Origin of the sequence: Tatumella sp. JGM118, assembly GCF_018257515.1 — a bacterium.
GTDB classification, from domain to species: Bacteria; Pseudomonadota; Gammaproteobacteria; order Enterobacterales; family Enterobacteriaceae; genus Tatumella; species Tatumella terrea.
In genome coordinates, this window is sequence record NZ_JAERJR010000036.1 from 1 (window position 1) to 4,519 (window position 4,519).

Below are 4,519 nucleotides of genomic sequence, written 5' to 3' on the forward strand. Positions count from 1 at the left end.
TTTGATGAATTCCGCTTTCTATCCCGACAGTTCTCTTTCTACGGTCCCTACCGTCATCTGATTGAAAAGATGATCACCCATATGCAGACTGGCAACGGTACCCCCTTCAGGGACATCGCCCTGAACAGGGCGCTAACGGAGCAAATTATCAGGGATAACTCAAAGGAAAATAGTACGCGATTGTTATTGGAAGAAGGATTAAAAAAATATATCGACTGGGATAGGGAGTATTACCCGGCCCATCAAAAAAATGAACTACCAAAAGCCATCCTTGAAGGACGATTACCTAAATTTAGCAGGTTTCAGGATAATTTTAATGGCATGGGTATTACCATTCATGACACCTCGGCAACAGACATCACCCTGAGATCACTGCAGATTCATAATGACCGTTACCGGGCCGTAGTGCATTACAGAGTACAGGATCATTTCGGCCTCGACAGCGACGATATACGGAAAACAAAATTCAGTCAGTTCCATTTCTTCCGTATCTGGTTTGTGCTCCAGCATTACATACAGTTTGGGTTCAGACCATTTATGACCAATATGGAAGCCACTATAGAGATTAACGGAGGCCGTAGTGAAAGTTAACTATCAGGTAAGTCTTTTCACGCTTTCATTCTTCGCCTGCCTGCTATCAGCCAGCGTAATCTGGCTGTCACTGCGTACGGTAGAAATCGTCGCTGTACACGAAAATGGTAATCATAGTTATATTTTAGTGAAAGATTTCCCTTTTACCGATAAAGGTAGAATAAATTGGTGGCAGGAAAACAATAAGATGCTTAAAAACAGGTATGGAGTCCCCCGGCCTGATACTGATGGTTTTTTTACTGTTATCTTCTGGGATTTTGGTGATGGGTATAAAGAAGAAGGTAAATATGACAGGCTCTGTTTCGATGATATGAACCCACCTGCCAATTGTATAGAAAAGAATAAAGTTTTTACTGTCAACTACGGCAGGAATATGGGCCTGTATTTTACCACTAATAATAAAAGGTATCTTATTAACCAAGACGGTAACATCATAAAAATGAAAGACAATTAAACCGCTCTGCCTGTTGCAGTGTCAGCGATATAGTGACCCGTTCCGCCGAAAAATGTCAAAGGCATCCTGAACAAAATATCAGAATGTATTCTCCGTCAATTCACAGACAGACGGCTGGCGCTGACATGTGAACAAAGGCACTCCGGGGAAATCCTGTATGCTGTATACGCTTCTGCCCCCCCTGACGACTTATGAGCCACGGTATATGCCCGCACAGCATCATCCTGTTTGACTTCTTATTTAAGGGACGATAATCCCTGCGGATCAGGCAGGAATCTGATTTTCCCCCGGGCACTGGCACTTCCCTGCTGCCCGGCGTACTCTGCACACAGAGACTGCTTTTTAGCCAGTACGATCTAAGGAACAGATCATGATGAATGCACTGCAACTCCCCTGTACCCTTTTCAGGACACAGAAGCGAATGGATGACTACAGTGCCAGCGATATGCGCTGTGGAGATTTAACCGAAACCCAATTAAGAACATGCTACGGCCTGGAGTATATTTCTGATCAGGTGGATCCCTGGACGCTGACCCGGCGTTCTTCCATGGATCGTCCTCAGTCCATGTTCTGCTGTCATCTGCGTGGCCCGGGTAAAAAGATCACCCGACAGCAGTGTGCCGCCATCCTGTTTGATGAATTCCGCTTTCTATCCCGACAGTTCTCTTTCTACGGTCCCTACCGTCATCTGATTGAAAAGATGATCACTCATATTCAGACTGGCAACGGTACTCCCTTCCGGGATATGGCCCTGGACAGGGCGCTAACGGAGCAAATTATCAGGGACTCTTCGGAGAAGAACAGCACGCGCATCCTGTTATTGAAAGCCTTAAGAACAGGCATCAATTGGGAAAAAATGTATCTTCCGGCAGTAAACCAGGACAAATTGAGAAAAAGTATTATTGAGGGGCGATTACCAAAATTTGACAGGTTTGCAGACAACTTTAACGGCATGGGGGTTACCATTCATGATACCCAGGCAACCCATATCACCCTGAGATCACTGCAGATTCATAATGACCGTTACCGGGCCGTATGCATTACAGAGTACAGGATCATTTCGGCCTCGACAGCGACGATATACGGAAAACAAAATTCAGTCAGTTCCATTTCTTTCGTATCTGGTTTGTGCTCCAGCATTACACTCAATTCGACTTCAGGCCATTTATGACCAATATGGAAGCCACTGTAGAAATCACCGGAGTTCGTCATGAGAGCTAATATCAAAAATATTCTGTTAGTTCTTTTAATTATTGTAGGTACTTTGATAGGTTATATTATTTGGCTCAACTTACGCTCGGTAGAAATTATTGCAATTCATAATGATGGTAACTATAGCTCAATACTTGTAAAAAACTTTCCTATTACAGATAGAGGAAAAACAGACTGGTGGTTGAAGAATAAAGATATAATAAAAAGTCGCTATAACATTCCAAAACCTGCTACTTATGGTGGTTATGATGTGACTTTTTGGAATTTTGGTGAGGGATATAAAGAAGATAAATATGACAGACTCTGTTTCGAGGATATGCAGACAAAAATCAACTGCATCGATAAAGAACCTGTATTTACTATAAAAAGGTTTAACTATGAAAGAGAGATATTTATCACTTATGAAGGGCGATATAAATTGAATGATAAAGGAAAATTAATGAAATTCCGGCGTGAATAGAACTACCCTTCTACGCCTAAGCAGAAAAAAAATCCTGATATCCTTGTCGAAAAATTAAAACCCACTTACCGGATATCATAGTTTTGATGCCTGTTAATGCACTCCGGAAATTCATCCCTCTCTGTAGGACAGGAATCTGATTTCCCCCGGGCGCTGGCACTTCCCTGCTACCCGAAGTACTCTGCATACAGAGACTGGTTTTTAGCCAGTACGATCTAAGGAACAGATCATGATAAATGCACTGCCACTCCCCTGTACCCTTTTCAGGACGCAGAAGCGAATGGATGACTACAGTGCCAGCGATATGCGCTGTGGAGAGTTAACCGAAACCCAATTAAGAACATACTACGGCCTGGAGTATATTTCTGATCAGGTGGATCCCTGGACGCTGACCCGGCGTTCTTCCATGGATCGTCCTCAGTCCATGTTCTGCTGTCATCTGCGTGGCCAGGGTAAAAAGATCACCCGACAGCAGTGTGCCGCCATCCTGTTTGATGAATTCCGCTCTCTATCCCGACAGTTCTCTTTCTACGGTCCCTACCGTCATCTGATTGAAAAGATGATCACTCATATGCAGACTGGCAACGGTACTCCCTTCCGGGATATGGCCCTGGACAGGGCGCTAACGGAGCAAATTATCAGGGATAACTCAAAGGAAAATAGTACGCGATTATTACTGGAAGAAGGATTAAAAAAATATATCGACTGGGATAAAAAATATTACCCGTCAGAGGGAAAGCAAAAATTAGTTGATTCGATCCTGTATGGAAAACTACCTAAATTCATCAAATTTCGCGATAATTTTAACGGCATGGGTATTACTATCCATGATACCTGGGCAACGCATATTACCATAAAATCACTGAATATTGATGATGACCGTTTCCGTGCAGTGGTACATTATAAAGTACAGGATCATTTTGGCCTCGACAGCGACGATATACTAAAAACACAATTTAACCAATTCCATCTATTCCGTATCTGGTTTGTACTCCAGCATTACATGCAGTTTGGGTTCAGACCATTTATGACCAATATGGAAGCCACTATAGAGATTAACGGGGGACGTAGTGGAAGCTAATATGAAGAAAATACTGCTAATTATTTTTACTACAGTGGCTGCCCTGATAAGCTATCTTGTATGGCTGACCTGTCGTCCGGTGGAAATTATTGCGGTACATAAGAAAGATAACTACAGCTCGGTTTTAGTCAATGATTTCCCTTTTACTGATAAAGGGAGAATAAATTGGTGGCAGAAAAATAAGCAGATGCTTAAAAACAGCTATGGAGTCCCCCGGCCTGATACTGATGGTTTTTTTACTGTTATCTTCTGGGATTTTGGTGATGGGTATAAAGAAGAAGGTAAATATGACAGACTCTGCTTCGATGATATGAACCCACCTGCCAATTGTATAGAAAAGAATAAAGTTTTTACTGTCAACTACGGCAGGAATATGGGCCTGTATTTTACCACTAATAATAAAAGGTATCTTATTAACCAAGACGGTAACATCATAAAAATGAAAGACGATTAAACCGCTCTGCCTGTTGCAGTGTCAGCGATATAGTGACTCGTTCCGCCGAAAAAAGTCAAAGGCATCCTGAAGTAACAAAATAACAGAATGTATTCTCCGTCAATTCACAGACAGACGGCTGGCCTGAAATGTGAACAAAGGCACTCCGGGGAAATCCTGTATGCTGTATACGCTTCTGCGCCCCCCTGACGACTTATGAGCCACGGTATATGCCCGCACAGCATCATCCTGTTTGACTTCTTATTTAAGGGACGATAATCCCTGCGG

At 42.8% G+C, this 4,519-nt stretch carries 5 protein-coding genes and 1 pseudogene; all 6 read left to right on the forward strand.

Going from position 1 to position 4,519, the window contains the following annotated elements:
- Positions 1-591, forward strand: a 591-nt coding sequence (locus JK223_RS16725) for a YPO3983 family protein (protein WP_212715275.1), incomplete at its 5' end; no start/stop codon positions are given.
- Positions 581-1,045, forward strand: a complete 465-nt coding sequence (locus tag JK223_RS16730) for a DUF943 family protein (protein WP_212715276.1) — start codon at positions 581-583, stop codon at positions 1,043-1,045. The genes JK223_RS16725 and JK223_RS16730, both read left to right, overlap by 11 nt.
- A 370-nt stretch (positions 1,046-1,415) precedes the next feature.
- Positions 1,416-2,266: pseudogene (locus JK223_RS16735) on the forward strand (YPO3983 family protein).
- Entirely contained in the window at positions 2,256-2,717 is a 462-nt protein-coding gene (locus JK223_RS16740; protein WP_212715277.1) for a DUF943 family protein, read from the forward strand. The pseudogene JK223_RS16735 and the gene JK223_RS16740 overlap by 11 nt, the downstream one beginning before the upstream one ends.
- 232 nt (positions 2,718-2,949) lie before the next feature.
- On the forward strand, positions 2,950-3,798 hold the full coding sequence (locus JK223_RS16745) for a YPO3983 family protein (RefSeq protein ID WP_212715279.1): 849 nt from the start codon (positions 2,950-2,952) through the stop codon (positions 3,796-3,798).
- Entirely contained in the window at positions 3,788-4,252 is a 465-nt protein-coding gene (locus JK223_RS16750; protein WP_371813183.1) for a DUF943 family protein, read from the forward strand. Before JK223_RS16745 ends, JK223_RS16750 begins: the two co-directional genes overlap by 11 nt.
- The last annotated feature ends 267 nt before the right edge of the window (positions 4,253-4,519 follow it).

Excerpts from the sequence above, each read along its gene's own strand:
- JK223_RS16740 (WP_212715277.1), top strand. The coding sequence starts at position 2,256 with ATGAGAGCTAATATCAAAAATATTCTGTTAGTTCTTTTAATTATTGTA.